This window comes from Serratia liquefaciens ATCC 27592 (genome assembly GCF_000422085.1).
Lineage (GTDB): Bacteria > Pseudomonadota > Gammaproteobacteria > Enterobacterales > Enterobacteriaceae > Serratia > Serratia liquefaciens.
On the sequence record NC_021741.1, the window covers coordinates 225,661 to 241,979 of the forward strand.

The 16,319-nt window shown below is 57.2% G+C and carries 15 protein-coding genes; 12 read left to right on the plus strand and 3 right to left on the minus strand.

Annotated features, from left to right (window positions below; translation table 11 throughout):
• Window positions 1-3 precede the first annotated feature (3 nt).
• The 8 genes from livF (at window position 4) to M495_RS01045 (ending at window position 8,420) form a co-directional block, all read left to right on the plus strand.
• Window positions 4-705 carry a high-affinity branched-chain amino acid ABC transporter ATP-binding protein LivF gene (gene livF, locus M495_RS01010; protein ID WP_020824823.1) on the plus strand — a complete coding sequence of 234 codons (702 nt, stop codon included), beginning with the start codon at window positions 4-6 and terminating at the stop codon, window positions 703-705.
• Between the two features lie 105 nt (window positions 706-810).
• Window positions 811-1,998: an aminotransferase-like domain-containing protein gene (locus tag M495_RS01015; protein WP_020824824.1), complete on the plus strand. Its 1,188-nt coding sequence runs from the start codon at window positions 811-813 to the stop codon at window positions 1,996-1,998.
• A gap of 313 nt (window positions 1,999-2,311) precedes the next feature.
• Window positions 2,312-3,631 carry a sn-glycerol-3-phosphate ABC transporter substrate-binding protein UgpB gene (gene ugpB, locus M495_RS01020; RefSeq protein WP_020824825.1) on the plus strand — a complete coding sequence of 440 codons (1,320 nt, stop codon included), beginning with the start codon at window positions 2,312-2,314 and terminating at the stop codon, window positions 3,629-3,631.
• A gap of 162 nt (window positions 3,632-3,793) precedes the next feature.
• Window positions 3,794-4,681, plus strand: coding sequence for a sn-glycerol-3-phosphate ABC transporter permease UgpA (gene ugpA / locus M495_RS01025; RefSeq protein WP_041415156.1), 888 nt, complete (start codon window positions 3,794-3,796; stop codon window positions 4,679-4,681).
• Window positions 4,678-5,523 carry a sn-glycerol-3-phosphate ABC transporter permease UgpE gene (gene ugpE, locus M495_RS01030; RefSeq protein WP_020824827.1) on the plus strand — a complete coding sequence of 282 codons (846 nt, stop codon included), beginning with the start codon at window positions 4,678-4,680 and terminating at the stop codon, window positions 5,521-5,523. Before ugpA ends, ugpE begins: the two co-directional genes overlap by 4 nt.
• Before the next feature lie 16 nt (window positions 5,524-5,539).
• On the plus strand, window positions 5,540-6,499 hold the full coding sequence (locus tag M495_RS01035) for a sn-glycerol-3-phosphate import ATP-binding protein UgpC (protein WP_407694258.1): 960 nt from the start codon (window positions 5,540-5,542) through the stop codon (window positions 6,497-6,499).
• Window positions 6,500-6,611: 112 nt separating this feature from the next.
• The gene (ugpQ, locus tag M495_RS01040; RefSeq protein WP_020824828.1) at window positions 6,612-7,358 is read left to right on the plus strand and encodes a glycerophosphodiester phosphodiesterase; all 747 of its coding nucleotides are present in this window, start codon (window positions 6,612-6,614) and stop codon (window positions 7,356-7,358) included.
• Window positions 7,359-7,463: 105 nt separating this feature from the next.
• Window positions 7,464-8,420 carry an AEC family transporter gene (locus tag M495_RS01045; protein ID WP_020824829.1) on the plus strand — a complete coding sequence of 319 codons (957 nt, stop codon included), beginning with the start codon at window positions 7,464-7,466 and terminating at the stop codon, window positions 8,418-8,420.
• Here M495_RS01045 and M495_RS01050 read toward each other — a convergent pair.
• On the minus strand, window positions 8,401-8,730 hold the full coding sequence (locus M495_RS01050) for a hypothetical protein (RefSeq protein ID WP_020824830.1): 330 nt from the start codon (window positions 8,728-8,730) through the stop codon (window positions 8,401-8,403). The two genes, M495_RS01045 and M495_RS01050, sit on opposite strands and share 20 nt — an antisense overlap.
• 150 nt (window positions 8,731-8,880) lie before the next feature.
• Between M495_RS01050 and M495_RS01055 the strand changes: the two genes are divergently transcribed.
• The gene (locus M495_RS01055) at window positions 8,881-9,744 is read left to right on the plus strand and encodes a carboxylate/amino acid/amine transporter (RefSeq protein ID WP_020824831.1); all 864 of its coding nucleotides are present in this window, start codon (window positions 8,881-8,883) and stop codon (window positions 9,742-9,744) included.
• A gap of 32 nt (window positions 9,745-9,776) precedes the next feature.
• Here the strand turns inward: M495_RS01055 and metR are convergent, their stop codons facing one another.
• Window positions 9,777-10,727 (minus strand): HTH-type transcriptional regulator MetR, encoded by a 951-nt coding sequence (metR, locus tag M495_RS01060; RefSeq protein WP_020824832.1) that lies wholly within the window; start codon window positions 10,725-10,727, stop codon window positions 9,777-9,779.
• Between the two features lie 90 nt (window positions 10,728-10,817).
• Here metR and metE point away from each other — a divergent pair, with 90 nt between their 5' ends.
• A complete protein-coding gene (metE, locus tag M495_RS01065) occupies window positions 10,818-13,109 on the plus strand; it encodes a 5-methyltetrahydropteroyltriglutamate--homocysteine S-methyltransferase (RefSeq protein ID WP_071846546.1) in 2,292 nt (763 codons plus the stop codon).
• Window positions 13,110-13,201: 92 nt separating this feature from the next.
• Here metE and M495_RS01070 read toward each other — a convergent pair whose 3' ends face one another.
• On the minus strand, window positions 13,202-14,038 hold the full coding sequence (locus M495_RS01070) for a dienelactone hydrolase family protein (RefSeq protein WP_020824834.1): 837 nt from the start codon (window positions 14,036-14,038) through the stop codon (window positions 13,202-13,204).
• A 512-nt stretch (window positions 14,039-14,550) separates the two neighbouring features.
• Here M495_RS01070 and udp point away from each other — a divergent pair.
• Both udp and M495_RS01080 read left to right on the plus strand, forming a co-directional pair.
• Window positions 14,551-15,312 carry a uridine phosphorylase gene (gene udp / locus M495_RS01075; protein ID WP_020824835.1) on the plus strand — a complete coding sequence of 254 codons (762 nt, stop codon included), beginning with the start codon at window positions 14,551-14,553 and terminating at the stop codon, window positions 15,310-15,312.
• 171 nt (window positions 15,313-15,483) lie between these two features.
• A complete protein-coding gene (locus tag M495_RS01080; protein ID WP_020824836.1) occupies window positions 15,484-16,266 on the plus strand; it encodes a tyrosine-protein phosphatase in 783 nt (260 codons plus the stop codon).
• Window positions 16,267-16,319 lie beyond the last annotated feature (53 nt).

The window sequence follows — 16,319 nt, forward strand, 5'->3', positions numbered from 1 at the left end:
TTTATGTTGTCATTTAATCAGGTATCCGCCCATTACGGCAAAATCCAGGCGCTGCATCAGGTTAGCCTGAACATAAAGCAGGGCGAGATTGTCACTCTGATCGGCGCTAACGGCGCCGGTAAAACCACGCTGCTCGGCACGCTGTGCGGTGAACCCCGCGCCAGCGAAGGCAGCATCACCTTTCTCGATCAGGACATTACCCAGTGGCAGACGTCGCGCATCATGCGCGAAGCGGTGGCTATCGTGCCGGAAGGCCGGCGGGTATTCTCGCGCATGACGGTGGAAGAGAACCTGGCGATGGGCGGTTTCTTTGCCGACCGTCACCAATATCAACAGCGCATCGAAAGGGTGTTTGGCCTGTTTCCGCGCCTGCTGGAACGCCGTACACAGCGCTCGGGCACCATGTCCGGCGGTGAGCAACAGATGTTGGCGATAGGCCGTGCACTGATGAGCCAGCCGAAGCTGCTGTTGCTCGACGAGCCCTCTCTGGGGCTGGCGCCGATCATCATTCAGCAGATTTTTGACATCATTCAGCAGCTGCGTGAAGAGGGCATGACCATCTTCCTGGTCGAACAAAACGCCAATCAGGCGCTGAAATTGGCAGATCGCGGTTATGTACTGGAAAACGGGCGCGTGGTGTTGGAAGATACGGGGGCCGAATTGTTAGCAAACGAAGCAGTTAGGTCGGCGTATCTGGGCGGTTGAAATACCCGTCGAAGCGGTAGGGGGCGAATATCTTCGCCCCGAGCGACTCGGGCGCAGCGTATCGGACCCCTACAACATTTTTAACGATTACGAGAAGAATAAGAAATGAACACAGAAGGGTTACTCGCGCAGCGCATCGTAAAAGTAAAAAGCTCGGCAATCCGTGAATTGCTCAAGCACAGTAAGATGGAAAACGTCATTTCGCTGGCGGGCGGCATCCCCTCTGATGCCCTGTTTGATTTCGAAGGGCTGAGCATCGCCACTCATCAGGCGATCACCGAACAGCCGAAAAGCGCTTTTCAGTACGGTCTGACCGAAGGCAGCCCGGTGCTGCGTGAACGCATCTGCGAGCTGTGTGCCGAACGCGGCGTCACCGCCACCGCCGATGAAGTGATGGTCACAGCCGGCTCCCAGCAGGCGCTGGATCTGGTGATGCGCGCCATTGTGAACCCCGGCGACGTGTTCGTGGTGGAGCGTCCGACCTACCTGGCGGCGTTGCAGACGCTGGAACTGGCGGAAGCCAACATCATGTCGGTATCGTCCGACAGCGATGGCATGGTGGTCGAAGAACTGGCCGAGCTGTTGAAAACGCAGCGCATCAAGGGCGTGTATGTGGTGCCGAACTTCGGCAACCCAAGCGGCATTACCCTGAGCGCCCCGCGTCGCGAACTGTTGGTCAAGCTGGCGGCCGAGCACAATTTCCTGATCATCGAGGATGATCCGTACGGCGAACTGCGTTTTACCGAAGAGCGTAACGCGACGCTGCACCAGGTTTCGCAACAGGTGCTGGGCCATACCGATAACATTATCTATACCTCGACCTTCTCCAAGATCCTGGCTCCGGGGTTGCGTTTGGGCTGGGCTATACTGCCGCCGTTTTTGCTGCATAAAGTGGCAATCATCAAGCAGGCGGCGGATCTGCATGCCAGCGCATTGTCGCAGAGCATCGTAGAGTGTTACCTGGGGCTGGATCGCCTGCCGGCGCAGATCGAAAAGATCCGCGCGGCTTACAAACAAAAGGGTGAGATCCTGGCCGGGCTGGTGGAAAAAGAGCTGGGTGACCATATCAGCTTCGATATGCCGAAAGGCGGCATGTTCCTGTGGGCGCGCTTCCGTCAGCCGTTCAACGCCACCGAATGGCTGAAAACCACCCTGCAGCAGGGCGTGGTGTTTGTGCCGGGAGAATACTTCTTCTCAGACAATCCGGACCGTTCTACCTTCCGCCTGTCGTTCGCCACCGCCACTGAACAGCAAATGCAGGAAGCGGTTGCCCGCCTGCGCCGTTCCCTGTGATCCTCACGGCGGCGGGGATCTTTCCCCGTCGCCGACATCAAACCGCAATCTGCACTTCACTCTTCCGTCATATGGCTGTCATCTAACGGTTATTTTTCTGTCATCCGAGCATGGCATGTTAGCTTCCGAACAAAAAACTGATTCTTTTCGCTCACGCGCTTATTGCCCCAATAGATTTCACGTAGCAGCAAGGCGGTGACCGCCAGAATCCTCAGGAGTTTACATAGGTAAATGACTGAGGTGATGGCGGGAAACCAACACGGCTGCGGCGTGAAAGATGCAGGGGATACACCAGCTTTTTCAGGAGTTAGGCATGCTCACCTACGCTATTCGCAAAACCACGCTGTGCGTCGCGTTGACCCTGGCGGTCAGCACTCAGGCACTGGCGGCGACCGAGATCCCGTTCTGGCATTCGATGGAGGGTGAACTGGGTAAAGAAGTGGATTCCCTGGCGGACCGCTTTAACCAGTCGCACACCGACGTCAAAATTGTTCCGGTTTACAAAGGCAACTACGAACAGAGCCTGGCGGCGGGCATCGCGGCCTACCGCTCCGGTAAAGCGCCGGCGATCCTGCAGGTGTATGAAGTGGGTACGGCCACCATGATGGCCAGCAAGGCGATCAAGCCGGTGTACGAAGTGTTTAAAGACGCGGGCATCAGCTTTGACGAATCGGTATTCGTGCCTACGGTGTCCGGTTACTACACCGACAACAAAAGTGGACACCTGCTGTCGCAGCCGTTCAACAGCTCCACCCCGGTGCTGTATTACAACAAAGATGCCTTCAAGAAAGCCGGTTTGAACCCAGACCAGCCGCCGAAAACCTGGCAGGAGCTGGCGGCGGACACCGCCAAACTGCGTGAAGCCGGCATGAAATGCGGCTATGCCAGCGGCTGGCAGGGCTGGATCCAACTGGAGAACTTCAGCGCCTGGCACGGCGTGCCATTCGCCACGGAGAACAATGGCTTTGGTGGCGCGAGTGCCAAGCTGGAGTTCAACAAGCCGTTGCAGGTCAAGCATATTCAACTGCTGGAAGAGATGAACAAAAAAGGTGACTTCACCTATTTCGGCCGTAAAGACGAATCCACCGAGAAGTTCTACAGCGGTGACTGTGCGATTACCACCGCTTCATCCGGCTCGCTGGCGGACATCAAGCATTACGCCAAATTCAACTATGGCGTGGGCATGATGCCGTATGACGCCGATGCCAAAAATGCACCGCAGAACGCCATTATCGGGGGCGCCAGCCTGTGGGTGATGAACGGTAAAGATGCCGCCACCTACAAAGGCGTAGCCGAGTTCCTGCAGTATCTGGCACAGCCGGAAATCGCCGCCGAGTGGCACCAGAAGACCGGTTATCTGCCGATCACCACGGCAGCGTACGACCTGACCAAACAACAGGGGTTCTATGACAAGAACCCAGGGGCGGACGTGGCGACGCGTCAAATGCTGAACAAGCCGCCATTGCCGTTCACCAAGGGGCTGCGTTTAGGCAATATGCCGCAGATTCGCACCGTCGTGGATGAAGAGCTGGAGGGCGTGTGGACCGGTAAGAAAACGCCACAGCAGGCATTGGATGCCGCCGTACAGCGCGGTGATGTGTTGCTGCGTCGCTTCGAGTCTCAGACTAAGTAATAGCGGCTACTGCGCTTTGCCATTCTGGGATTGGGCAGTGCTCGCTCTCCTCATGGACTTTATGTCCACTCCGGGAGCTGTGCGCTGTCCGCACCCAGACTGGCTTTGCTCGCGACGCCTTGCTTCGAGTCATCCGTTTTTTGTCTTCATGAGTCCCTAATGATGAGTTCACATCGTCCCGGTTTCGGCTGCAGTTGGCTGCCCTATGTTCTGGTGCTGCCGCAGTTGCTGATCACCGCAATATTCTTTCTGTGGCCCGCCGGCGAGGCGCTGTGGTATTCGGTGCAAAGCCTCGACCCGTTTGGCCTGTCCAGCCAGTTTGTCGGGTTGGACAACTTTACCCAACTGTTCCACGACCCTTACTACCTGGACTCGTTTTACACCACGCTGATTTTCAGTTTCCTGGTGGCGGGTATCGGGCTGGTCGTGTCGCTGTTCTTCGCCGCGTTAGTGGATTACGTGCTGCGCGGCAGCCGGATCTACCAGACGCTGATGATCCTGCCTTACGCCGTGGCGCCCGCGGTGGCGGCGGTGCTGTGGATTTTCCTGTTCAACCCCGGCCTGGGGCTGATTACCCACTTCCTCAACGGACTGGGCTACAGCTGGAACCACGCGCAAAACAGCGGGCAGGCGATGTTCCTGGTGGTGTTGGCCTCGGTATGGCAGCAAATCAGCTATAACTTCCTGTTTTTCCTGGCCGCGTTGCAGTCAATTCCCCGCTCTCTGGTTGAGGCGGCGGCCATTGACGGTGCCGGCCCGGTGCGGCGTTTCTTCAATCTGGTGCTGCCGTTAATCACGCCGGTGAGCTTCTTCCTGCTGGTGGTGAATCTGGTGTACGCCTTCTTCGATACCTTCCCGGTGATCGATGCTGCGACCGGCGGCGGACCGGTACAGTCCACCACCACGCTGATCTACAAGATTTACCGTGAAGGCTTTGCCGGTCTGGATCTGTCCAGCTCTGCGGCACAGTCGGTGATCCTGATGTTGCTGGTGATTGGCCTGACGGTGATCCAGTTCCGTTTTGTCGAACGTAAGGTGCGTTACCAATGATTGAGAACCGACGCGGGCTGGACATTTTCAGCCACGTAATGCTGATTATCGGCGTGCTGGTGGTGCTGTTCCCGCTGTACGTGGCCTTTGTGGCGGCAACGCTGGACGACAAACAGGTGTTTCAGGTGCCGATGACCCTGATCCCCGGCGGTCACCTGTGGGAAAACATCAGCAATATTTGGCAGGGTGGCGTGGGCAACCTTAAAGTGCCGTTTTCGCTGCTGCTGTTGAACAGCGTGGTGATGGCGCTGGCCATCACCTTCGGCAAGATTGTGGTGTCGGTGTTGTCCGCCTATGCCATCGTTTATTTCCGTTTCCCGCTGCGCAGCCTGTTCTTCTGGCTGATATTCCTCACCCTGATGTTGCCGGTTGAGGTGCGTATTTTCCCGACGGTGGAGGTTATCTCCAACCTCAACCTGCTGGACAGCTACACCGGCCTGACGTTGCCGCTGATGGCGTCGGCGACCGCCACCTTCCTGCTGCGCCAGTTCTTTATGACGTTACCGGACGAACTGCTGGAAGCGGCGCGGATTGACGGCGCCGGCCCGATGCGTTTTTTCTGGGATATCGTGTTGCCGCTGTCGAAGACCAATCTGGCGGCGCTGTTTGTCATCACCTTTATCTACGGCTGGAACCAGTACCTGTGGCCGATTCTGATCACCAGCGATGCCTCGATGGGCACCGCAGTGGCGGGTATCAAGAGCATGATCTCCACCTCCGGCGCGCCGACCCAGTGGAATCAGGTGATGGCGGCGATGATTCTGACTTTAATTCCACCGCTGACGGTGGTTCTTCTGATGCAGCGCTGGTTTGTACGCGGCCTGGTTGATAGCGAAAAGTAACGAGAGAAATTTTCACATGGCAGGTTTAAAACTACAGGCAGTCACCAAGTCTTACGACGGTAAAACGCCGGTGATCAAGCAAATTGACCTCGACGTGGCGGACGGCGAATTTATCGTGATGGTCGGCCCGTCCGGCTGCGGTAAATCGACGCTGTTGCGCATGGTGGCCGGGCTGGAACGCACCACCAGCGGCGATATTTATATCGACAGTCAACGCGTAACGGATATGGAGCCGAAAGATCGCGGTATCGCGATGGTGTTCCAGAACTATGCGCTGTATCCGCACATGAGCGTATACGACAACATGGCCTATGGCCTGAAAATTCGCGGCTTCGGCAAACAGCATATTCAACAGCGGGTGGAGGAAGCCGCGCGCATTTTAGAGCTGGAGCCGTTGTTGCAACGCAAGCCGCGCGAGCTTTCCGGCGGCCAACGCCAACGGGTGGCGATGGGGCGCGCTATCGTGCGTGAGCCGGCGGTATTCCTGTTTGATGAACCGCTGTCGAATCTGGATGCCAAGCTGCGCGTCCAAATGCGCCTGGAACTGCAACAACTGCATCGCCGGCTGAAAACCACCAGCCTGTACGTGACCCACGATCAGGTGGAGGCGATGACGTTGGCACAGCGGGTGATCGTCATGAACAAAGGCGTGGCAGAGCAAATTGGCACCCCCAGTGAGGTCTATCAGCGCCCGGCGTCGCTGTTCGTCGCCAGCTTTATCGGTTCGCCGGCGATGAACCTGTTGCCCGGCACGTTGAGCGCCGACGGCAGCCAACTGCAACTGGCCGAGGGGATGACGCTGAATTTACCGCAACCCAAAGCGCAGTGGGGCGGTCGCCGGTTGACGCTTGGCATCCGCCCGGAACATCTTCAATTGACCACCTCCGAGCAAGGGGCGTGCCCCTGGCGCTGCAAACGCTGGAGTTATTGGGCGCAGATAACCTGGCGCATGGGCAGTGGGGCGGTCATGGCGTGATTGCGCGTTTGTCGCATGAAACTATGCCGACGGCGGGCAGCACGCTATATTTGCAGTTGCCTGCACAGGCGCTGCACTTTTTTGATACCGATAGCGGATTACGGATGGAATCATGACCACAGCCTGGCCTTACCCCCACATTGTCGCCCACCGCGGCGGCGGTTCTCTGGCACCGGAAAATACCCTGGCGGCGATCGACGTCGGCGCACGGCACGGTCATAAAATGATTGAGTTCGACGTCAAGCTGGCGCAGGACGGGCAAATATTTCTGTTGCACGACGATACCTTGGATCGCACCAGCAACGGCTGGGGCGTGGCGGGTGAGCTGCCGTGGGACAAGCTGGTACAGCTGGATGCCGGCAACTGGTATAACTCCGCTTACAAGGGCGAACGTTTACCGTTGTTGGCCGAAGTGGCGGAGCGCTGTCAGCAGCACGGCATGATGGCGAACATTGAAATCAAGCCTACCACCGGCAGCGATGATGAAACCGGTCGTGTCGTGGCGCTAGCCGCACGTTTGTTGTGGCAGGGGCAGACCGATCCGCTGCTCTCTTCTTTCTCGATTGAGGCGCTTGAGGCGGCGCAGCGTACGGTGCCGGAACTCCCGCGCGGCCTGTTGCTGGATCAGTGGGACGACAACTGGCAGGCGTTGACCGAACGATTGGGCTGCGTTTCGTTGCACATCAACCATAAAGAACTGACGGCCGAACGGGTGTCGGCGCTGAAAGCCGCAGGGCTGCGCATCCTGGTTTATACCGTTAACCAGCCGGCGCGTGCGCGCTTGTTGTTGAACTGGGGCGTTGACTGCATTTGCACTGACCGGATAGATTTGATCGGACCGGACTTTCCCAACGCGTGATCCCGTTGCCACGGACGCAGTTTGCTGCGTCCGTGAGAAAGTCGTCGGCGCCTGTTGAATTTTGCGACGTCAGTCCTTTGCCGCCGCGCTAACGGAAGGGATGTGATGTCTGTTTTTATGGGTTCGTTATGGCATCAAATAGCGCTGTCTTTGCCGCTATTTGTGCTGATCGTGTTGGGATATGGGCTTATCCGCTGGGGTAAATGGCCAGCGACCATCACCGACGGTTTAACGCGTTTTGTCTTCTCTTTGGCTCTCCCCGCCATGTTGTTCCGCATGATGTGCGACTTTTCGCAGCGTCCAGCGGTAGATGCCCGCCTGTTGATCGCCTTTTTCGGCAGTTGCCTGATTGTGTTCGTGATCGGTCGCATCACCGCGCGTCGGGTGTTTAAACTGGATGGAGTGGCGGGATCGGTTTTCGCGTTGGGTGGAATTTTCTCCAATAACGTGATGCTGGGCCTGCCCATCGCCAGCGTCATGCTTGGCGAGGCGGCAATCCCATCGGTGGCATTGGTGTTGGTGTTTAACGGCCTGATCCTCTGGACGCTGGTGACTATCTCCATCGAATGGGCGCGCAATGGTTCGCCGACGCTGCAGGGCTTTATCAAAACGGCGCGTAGCGTGCTGACCAACCCGCTGATTATCGGCATTCTTTCCGGCACGCTGTTCAGCCTGACCGGGTTGCCGCTGCCGACGTTTGTCGACCAGCCGGTCAGCATGCTTGGTCAGGTTGCCGCACCGCTGTCGCTGGTAGTGCTGGGTATGGGGCTGGCGGAGTATCGCATCAGCGAAGGCTGGCGCCTCAGCAGCGGCATCTGTTTCCTCAAGCTAATTGTTCAACCGCTGATCATCTGGCTACTGGCCTGGATGATGGACCTGCCGCCGATGGAAACCCGGGTGGTGGTGTTGCTGGGTTCGATGGCGGTCGGGGTCAATGTTTACCTGATGTCACGCCAGTTCAACGTATTGACCGGGCCTGCCGCCACCAGCCTGGTGATGTCCACCGTGCTGGCAGCAGTGACTACGCCATTGATCCTGACCATCATGGGCGTGCGGGGCTAGCCGGCAGCGGTGCCTGGGGGACTGCAGGTGCTGTGCGGTTAAATGGGCTGCGCGGCTGGTTGCCGTTGGGTAACAACTTCCCACCGTTTGGCGCCGTTTGCTGCAGTTGTTGCTGGTTATTATCGAACTGCCGCTGCTGTTGCAGGCGGCGCTGATCCAGCTGCTGATTATTCAGCATACGCTGTTGCTGCGCCTGTTGAGTGCGTTGGTTGAGAAACTGCTGTTGCGAGCTGAGCTCGGTGACGCCGTTGGCCGCGGTGGCCAATCCGGACAGCAGCAACAGGCCATAGAGCAGATGATAACTTTTCATGATGTTCTCCTCGTCTTTTATTAAGCCTAACCCAGCGGTGCAAATTTGCTGAAAGTTTGTATTTTGCTCAGATGTAAACCTTCTTTTCGCTACACCCCTTTCTGCCTTCCGTTACAATCGCCCTTTCTGAATCTTTAGGGTGAACCCATCGTGCTGCTTCTGGTGATTACTACCATCCTGTGGGCATTTTCTTTCAGCCTGATTGGCGAATACCTGGCGGGCCAGGTCGACAGCTGGTTCTCGGTGCTGATGCGCATCGGCCTGGCGGCGGCGGTGTTCCTGCCTTTCCTGCGCTGGCGCAACATCAAGCCAAAAGTGATCCTGTTGTACATGCTGGTGGGGGCTTGCCAGCTTGGCATCATGTATCTGTTCAGCTTCCGCGCGTACATGTACCTGACGGTGCCGGAATTCCTGCTGTTTACCGTGCTGACGCCGCTGTACGTTACGCTGATTTATGACTTGATCAGTGGACAGCGCCTGCGCTGGGGTTATGTGTTCAGTGCGCTATTGGCGGTGCTGGGCGCTGCGATTATTCGATATCATCAATTGAGCGAGCATTTTTGGTGGGGGCTGTTGCTGGTGCAGGCGGCGAACATCAGCTTTGCCATCGGCATGGTCGGTTACAAACGGTTGATGGAAGTGCACCCGCTGCCGCAACACACCGCATTTTCCTGGTTCTATCTGGGGGCCTTGGTCGTGGCGGTGGTCGCCTGGTGCCTGTGGGGCAATCCGCAGCAGCTGCCAACCACTAACCTGCAGTGGGGCATTCTGGTCTGGCTGGGCGTAGTGGCTTCCGGGCTGGGTTATTTCATGTGGAACTACGGCGCAACGCAGGTGGATGCCGGTACTTTGGGCATCATGAATAACATGCATGTGCCGGCAGGACTGTTGGTTAATCTGGCCATCTGGCAGCAACAGCCGCATTGGCCAAGTTTCATTATCGGCGGGGCGGTGATTGTCGCTTCGCTGTGGGTGCATCGCCGTTGGGTGGCGCCTAAAATAGTCAGCAAATAAACGGGCAGCCCAAGCGCGAGCTGCCCTGATATTTAGGGTTGCGAAGCCAGCGGTTTGACGCTGGCGACACCGGCGCTTGGGCGTGCAGCATCACGCACGAATGGCAGATGGTTGCAGGCATGTTGCCGAGCCGAGCGGATAAAGGCTTCGGTGACGGCCTGGCGCTGTTCACCGTCGCGTACCGCCGCGTACAGGCGGCTCCAAAGCCCATCCCCCAGGGTTTTGGTCACCACTAACCCCTGGCGTTCAAAACTTTCCACCACCCAGTGTGGCAACGCCGCGATCCCCATGCGGGCCGATACCATCTGGATCAGCAACAGGGTGTTATCCACGTTTTTCAGCGCCGGGCTGATGCCTGCGGGCTGCAGGAAATGGCGCCAGATATCCAGTCTCTGACGCTGTACCGGGTAAATCATCAGCGTTTCGTCAATCAAATCTTCAGGCTCAATGTGCAGCTTGCTGGCCAATGGATGATCCGGCGCCAGCACCAGGCGTACTTCGAAATCAAACATCGGTGAATAGTGCAGCCCACTGCGCGGCAGAATGTCGGAGGTCAGCACCAGATCCAGTTCACCCTGTTGCAGCGCCGGCTGCGGATCAAAGGTCACGCCGGATTTGAAGTCCATGATCACCTGTGGCCAACTCTGACGGAAGTTATCCAGCGCGGGCGTCAGCCATTGAATGCAGCTGTGGCATTCAATGGCGATGCGCAACGTGGCCTGATGAGGTTCGTGACACGCCTGTAGCGCGTGCTGGATTTGCGGCAGTACCTGTTCTGCCAACTGCAACAGGATCTCTCCCTGCGCGGTAAAGCGCAGCGGCTGGCTTTTGCGAACGAACAGCTTGAAGCCCAGACGCTGCTCCAGATCGCTGAACTGATGCGACAGAGCAGACTGTGTCTGATGGAGTTGGGCCGCCGCGGCCGCCAGCGAGCCGGTATTGCGCAGCGCCTGCAGCGTCCGTAAGTGTTTCAGTTCGATCATGAGAGTCCTTCACAGTGACAGTGAATAAATTGCGCTTGTGGTTAATACAGTACCTGCGGATTATGGATGTGTAAACATCTGGACGGCTAAATGGGGAATATGACGATGGCAATTTTAAATCACACACTGGGTTTTCCTCGCGTTGGGCTAAGACGTGAGCTGAAAAAAGCTCAGGAAAGCTACTGGGCTGGTAACTCAACGCAGGAAGAACTGTTGGCGGTTGGCCGCGAGCTGCGCGCTCGCCATTGGCAACAACAACAGCAGGCCGGAGTGGATTTGGTGCCGGTCGGCGATTTCGCTTGGTACGACCATGTATTGACCACCAGCCTGCTGCTGGGCAACGTGCCGGCACGTCATCAGAATGCGGATGGCTCAATCGATCTGGATACGCTATTCCGCATCGGCCGTGGTCGCGCACCAACCGGAAAACCGGCAGCGGCGGCAGAAATGACCAAATGGTTTAACACCAACTACCACTACATGGTGCCTGAGTTCCACAAAGGCCAGCAGTTCAAACTGGGATGGACCCAACTGCTGGAAGAAGTGGACGAAGCGCTGGCTCTGGGCCACAAAATCAAGCCGGTGTTGCTGGGGCCGGTGACCTATCTGTGGCTGGGTAAAGTGAAAGGCGAAGCGTTTGACCGTTTGTCGCTGCTGAAAGACATCCTGCCGGTTTACCAGCAGGTGCTGGCTGAATTGGCGCAACGCGGCGTGGAGTGGGTACAAATTGACGAGCCAGCACTGGTGCTGGAATTGCCGCAGGAATGGCTGAACGCCTTCAAGCCAGCTTACGAAGCGCTGCAAGGTCAGGTAAAACTGCTGCTGACCACCTACTTCGACAGCGTGGGCCATAATCTCGACACCGTCCGCGAGCTACCGGTTCAGGGGCTGCACGTTGATCTGGTTGCCGGTCATGACGATATCGACGCATTGAACAAGGCGCTGCCCAAAGCGTGGCTGCTGTCATTGGGCGTCATCAATGGTCGCAACGTCTGGCGTGCGGATCTGAGCAGTTGGTTTGAACGCCTGCAGCCGTTGGTCGGCAGCCGCCCACTGTGGATCGGCACTTCCTGTTCACTGCTGCACAGCCCTATCGATCTGAGCGTGGAAACTCGCTTGGACGAAGAGGTGAAAAGCTGGTTCGCCTTTGCTCTGCAAAAATGCACCGAATTGGCCCTGTTGAGCGCGGCGCTGAACGCACCGGGTGCAGAAAAGCAGGCCGAACTGGACGCCTATAGCGCACCAATCCGCGCTCGTCGCCAGTCCAGCCGCGTGCATAATGCGCAGGTAAGCCAACGCCTGGCGGCGATTACCGCACAGGACAGCGAACGTCAGCGCCCTTACGCCGAGCGTGCTCAGGCACAGCGTGCGCGCTTTAACCTGCCGGCCTGGCCGACCACCACGATAGGGTCTTTCCCGCAAACCACGGAAATTCGCGGCCTGCGTTTGGACTTCAAGCAGGGGCGTTTGGACGGCAATAACTACCGCACCAGCATTAGCGAACACATCAAACAGGCGATCGTTGAACAAGAACGCCTGGGGCTGGACGTGTTGGTGCACGGCGAAGCCGAGCGTAACGACATGGTGGAATATTTCGGTGAAAACCTCGACGGCTTCGTGTTCACTCAAAACGGCTGGGTACAGAGCTACGGTTCCCGCTGCGTAAAACCGCCGGTGATCATTGGCGATATCAGTCGCCTTGAAGCCATTACCGTCGAGTGGGCGAAGTATGCTCAGTCGCTGACCGACAAGCCGGTAAAAGGTATGCTGACCGGTCCGGTCACCATTCTCTGCTGGTCGTTCCCGCGCGAAGACGTGACCCGCGAAGTGATCGCCAAACAGATTGCCTTGGCGTTGCGCGACGAAGTGGAAGATCTGGAAAAAGCCGGTATCGGCATTATCCAGATTGATGAGCCTGCACTGCGCGAAGGTTTGCCGCTGCGTCGATCCGACTGGGTTGCCTATCTGAACTGGGCGGTGGAGGCTTTCAAACTGAACGCCGCTGTCGCGCAAGACGACACGCAGATCCACACTCACATGTGTTATTGCGAGTTCAACGACATCATGGACTCCATTGCGGCGCTGGATGCCGACGTGATCACCATCGAAACCTCGCGTTCTGATATGGATCTGCTGGAAGCCTTCAAAGAGTTTGAGTACCCGAATGAGATTGGCCCGGGCGTGTATGACATCCACTCGCCGAACGTGCCAAGCGTGGAATGGATCGAAGCGCTGCTGCGCAAAGCTGCGCAGAACATCCCGGCTGAGCGTCTGTGGGTGAACCCGGACTGCGGCCTGAAAACCCGCGGCTGGCCGGAAACCCGTCAGTCGCTGACCAACATGGTGCTGGCCGCACAGCGCCTGCGTGAACAGCAAGTCTGATAGCGACTTTTGGGTGTAGATTATTCTGGGCGCTTCGGCGCCCTTTTTCATATCGCAAATGACTGCCGATCGGGCAGCCTTAAGATGAGAGGCTATTTAACGCCTGGCACTCCGTGCTGTGCGAACCAAGCCAGCATACGTTGCCAGCCATCCTCTGCCGCTTCGGCGTTGTAGCTGGGCCGGTAGTCGGCATTGAAGGCATGGCCGGCCTCGGGATACACCACGATCTCGGCATTGGCGTTGGCCGCGCGGATCGCCTGACGCATGCTTTCCACCGTCTCCAGCGGGATGCTGCTGTCCTGGCCGCCGTAAAGTCCCAGCACCGGTGCCGTCAGCTGTGTCGCAACGTCGACCGGGTGTTTTGGCGAATTCAGCGTTTTTTCACCCACCAACCTACCGTACCAGGCCACCGCAGCCTTTAACTGCGGGTTGTGCGCGGCATAGAGCCAGCTAATACGCCCGCCCCAGCAGAAACCGGTAATCGCCAGCTTGCCGGCATCGCCGCCGTGGCGCGTTGCCCAATGGGCAGCATGATCCAGATCCGCCAGCACCTGACGATCCGGCACCTTGCTCACCAGATTCTGGAACAGTTCACTGATATCGGTGTATTCCCGGGCATCCCCTTGACGGAAGTACAGTTCCGGCGCTATCGCCAGATAACCCTGCTTCGCCAGACGACGGCACACATCCTGAATATGTTCATGTACGCCAAATATCTCCTGTACCACCAGAACGACCGGGAAGGGGCCGCTGTGGTCCGCCGGTTTGGCGATATAGGCAGGCAGGTTGTCACCCTGAGAAGGAATGGTGGTTTCCCCGGTATGAATGCCCTGCTCGTCGGTGAGGATGGTAGAAGCCGCCAGGGGGGTTACAGCCGGGGTGAATCCCCCCTGGGCCTGTTTTAATGTCATCACATGATCGGTTTTCATTGCGGTCTCCGTGCAATCAATAGAGAAAAGCGCTGCGATTAACTATAGGAAAGATTACCCGTTATTGGCATCGAGTGGAGCATTTTCAGTCAAGTCTGTAAAAAACGATTAAATATCCGGCTTTACCGCGTTTTTATTGTCTTTTTATCATGCTATTACGCAAGTTGACCTGCATTAGTACCATAAGGTGCGTTAGTTCCGCTTATTCGGGCTAAGTCCCCGACAAACCAAGGCTATTTTTCTGTGACTGCATAGAGGATTTATTGGCAAATCGCCTTGATAAACTCCAAGTAGCAGGGGAAACCGGCGGGGCGATTTGTCGACTAGACTGGTGGCTATTGGGGCCAACAGGCGGGCCTTCTTGCTAATTTTTGTGACTTTAGTCACAAGAGTTATGTAGATTGCATTCTGTTTCTTTGTCTGTAGTGATTGCCGTCACGAAATTGCGTGGCGATTTTCAGTAGAGTACTTTTTTGTTCCTCCCAATAAACATGATCTATGAGGAGTCTCGTATGTCTCAATCTGACGTTTTCCATCTCGGCCTGACCAAAAACGATTTACAAGGGGCCCAGCTTGCCATCGTTCCTGGCGATCCGCAGCGCGTAGAGAAAATTGCCAAGCTGATGGAAAATCCGGTGCACCTGGCTTCCCATCGTGAATTCACCTCCTGGCGTGCAGAGCTGGACGGCAAGGCAGTGATCGTCTGTTCCACCGGTATCGGCGGTCCTTCGACGTCTATCGCGGTTGAAGAGCTGGCACAGCTGGGTATCCGCACCTTCCTGCGTATCGGCACCACCGGTGCGATCCAGTCAGACATCAATGTAGGTGACGTTCTGGTCACCACCGCGGCGGTTCGTCTGGACGGTGCCAGCCTGCACTTCGCGCCGATGGAGTTCCCGGCGGTGGCCGACTTCGCCTGTACTACCGCACTGGTCGAAGCTGCCAAGGCAGCAGGCGCGACCACGCACATCGGCGTAACCGCGTCTTCCGACACCTTCTATCCAGGCCAGGAACGTTACGATACCTTCTCCGGGCGCGTCGTTAGCCGTTTCAAAGGCTCGATGGAAGAATGGCAATCGATGGGCGTGATGAACTATGAAATGGAATCCGCCACGTTGCTGACCATGTGTGCCAGCCAGGGCCTGCGTGCCGGTATGGTTGCCGGTGTGATCGTTAACCGTACCCAGCAGGAAATTCCGAACGCGGAAACAATGAAAAACACCGAGAGCAAAGCGGTGCAGATTGTGGTTGATGCGGCGCGTCGCCTGCTGTAATCCCTCCGCAATTCAACGGGCCGCCACGCGGTCCGTTTTTCCATTCAGCCGTAATCTGTTACGGTTATCATCATCAGCGCCATCTTACTGGCCACCTCTTTGACCCGTTGAGCCCGGTTTTACCTTGGCTCTCAGGTTGCGTTTTATCAGACAATAAACACGAGGACGTCTATGACCGCCCAGATCCTGCTTCATCCTTCATTGGCACCGCTTGATGGCGGCATTAACTTTCGCGATCTCGGTGGTAACAGCGTTGCTGATGGCCGCCGCATCAAGCGAGGATTACTGTTCCGTTCCGGGTCGCTGGAGCGCTTGACGGAAAACGACTGCGCCTTCCTGGCCGGCGTGCCGGTGCGATCGGTACTGGATTACCGCGATCCCGATGAAGTGCAGGCCAAGCCCGATATCCTGTGGCAGGGCGCGGATTACCACCATTTTCCTGCTAACCCGTTGAGCAATGAGGTTAATGCCAACCTGGAAAAACTGACCAGCGAAACGCTGGCCGGTTTCGATGCGCGGGCGTTTATGCTGGAGTTATATCGCCGACTGCCGTTCGGCAATCCGGCCTACCAACAGTTGACTCAGTTGCTGAGCCATACCGACAACGGTGCTATCGTCCAGCACTGTGCAGTCGGTAAGGACCGCACGGGGGTCGGATCGGCGTTGGTATTGTTCGCACTGGGTGCCGATGAGGCGACGGTGGTGGAAGATTACCTGCTGACCGAAACCACGTTGGCGACCTTCCGTGAACAAATGTTGGATCAACTGTCGATTCGTTTAAGTGACTCGGCATTGGGGCAGTTTGCCTATGTGCTTAGCGCCCGAGAAGAGTTCCTGATGACTGCCCTGGGTTGCATCCGTGACCAATACGGTTCTACCGACCGTTGGCTGGAGGTGGAATACGGGCTGGGGCAAAGCCAGCGAGCAGCGCTACAGGCGTTCTACCTCGAGTAAACCGCGTGGATGTTTAGCCGGGGTTTAACCGACGCCGGCTGGCATTGCGTATC

What these genes read in the sequence shown, in the direction of transcription:
- livF (WP_020824823.1), top strand. Translation starts at nt 4, where the DNA reads ATGTTGTCATTTAATCAGGTATCCGCCCATTACGGCAAAATCCAGGCG.
- M495_RS01015 (WP_020824824.1), top strand. Translation starts at nt 811, where the DNA reads ATGAACACAGAAGGGTTACTCGCGCAGCGCATCGTAAAAGTAAAAAGC.
- ugpB (WP_020824825.1), top strand. Translation starts at nt 2,312, where the DNA reads ATGCTCACCTACGCTATTCGCAAAACCACGCTGTGCGTCGCGTTGACC.
- ugpA (WP_041415156.1), top strand. Translation starts at nt 3,794, where the DNA reads ATGAGTTCACATCGTCCCGGTTTCGGCTGCAGTTGGCTGCCCTATGTT.
- ugpE (WP_020824827.1), top strand. Translation starts at nt 4,678, where the DNA reads ATGATTGAGAACCGACGCGGGCTGGACATTTTCAGCCACGTAATGCTG.
- M495_RS01035 (WP_407694258.1), top strand. Translation starts at nt 5,540, where the DNA reads ATGGCAGGTTTAAAACTACAGGCAGTCACCAAGTCTTACGACGGTAAA.
- ugpQ (WP_020824828.1), top strand. Translation starts at nt 6,612, where the DNA reads ATGACCACAGCCTGGCCTTACCCCCACATTGTCGCCCACCGCGGCGGC.
- M495_RS01045 (WP_020824829.1), top strand. Translation starts at nt 7,464, where the DNA reads ATGTCTGTTTTTATGGGTTCGTTATGGCATCAAATAGCGCTGTCTTTG.
- M495_RS01050 (WP_020824830.1), bottom strand. Translation starts at nt 8,730, where the DNA reads ATGAAAAGTTATCATCTGCTCTATGGCCTGTTGCTGCTGTCCGGATTG.
- metR (WP_020824832.1), bottom strand. Translation starts at nt 10,727, where the DNA reads ATGATCGAACTGAAACACTTACGGACGCTGCAGGCGCTGCGCAATACC.
- metE (WP_071846546.1), top strand. Translation starts at nt 10,818, where the DNA reads ATGGGGAATATGACGATGGCAATTTTAAATCACACACTGGGTTTTCCT.
- M495_RS01070 (WP_020824834.1), bottom strand. Translation starts at nt 14,038, where the DNA reads ATGAAAACCGATCATGTGATGACATTAAAACAGGCCCAGGGGGGATTC.
- udp (WP_020824835.1), top strand. Translation starts at nt 14,551, where the DNA reads ATGTCTCAATCTGACGTTTTCCATCTCGGCCTGACCAAAAACGATTTA.
- M495_RS01080 (WP_020824836.1), top strand. Translation starts at nt 15,484, where the DNA reads ATGACCGCCCAGATCCTGCTTCATCCTTCATTGGCACCGCTTGATGGC.